The sequence below is a fragment of the Agaribacter marinus genome, from assembly GCF_030160655.1.
Taxonomy (GTDB): Bacteria; Pseudomonadota; Gammaproteobacteria; order Enterobacterales; family Alteromonadaceae; genus Glaciecola; species Glaciecola marina.
Window position 1 is genome coordinate 1 of the sequence record NZ_BSOT01000026.1, and the last position, 712, is coordinate 712.

1 protein-coding gene is annotated in these 712 nt (G+C 44.4%); it reads left to right on the forward strand.

Annotation, left to right across the window (positions count from 1 at the left end; translation table 11 throughout):
- Positions 1–18 precede the first annotated feature (18 nt).
- The coding region (locus QQK00_RS20430; RefSeq protein ID WP_488798471.1) for a hypothetical protein at positions 19–712 on the forward strand (694 nt) is incomplete at its 3' end.

Sequence of the window (712 nt, forward strand, 5' to 3'; positions counted from 1 at the left end):
CACTCCAATGATTTCAATATGACAGTGGTATTTGAAGATGCAACCTTTACGGCTTTTGAGCTAGAAGCCTTTTTGCGTGGTGATGCGACGCTTGACTTTAATCGTTCTCCTTTAAATCGTTTCAGTAGTGCGAATTTGCCTGGTACCTTTGCGGTCAGTGATGATGGCAAGGCTGTTAGCATTGACGGGGATAAATGGTTGCAATCGGTGGTCAATCACCAAGTAACCGAGCACACTTATTTACGCTTTGAATTTAAAACAGATACCCTTGGCGATGAGCATGTGATAGGGCTAGATCCAGACCACTTGTTTGGCGGCAAAGAGGGGGTGCAATTCCATTTGGCGGGCACGGACGTTGACCGTTCGATAACTAATTTCGACTATGAATACACGGGCAATGGTGACTGGCAGACCTTCATGATTAAGGTGGGTGAGCATTTTACAGGCGATGCACGTAACGTAGTATTAGGTAATATGGGGAGTGAAACAACAAATTCCCACTTCAGAAACATTCAATTGTTTGATGTCAACACAGACGGCACTGATGCAAGTGATTTACTGATTGGTACAAATAATGGCGAGACCCTCATAGGCCTTGATGGCAATGACACGCTCATTGGGCGAGGCGGTGATGATGAGTTACAAGGTTATGATGGTGACGATACCTATATTTATAATGTCGGTGATGGGTATGATGAAATTATTGAGTGGG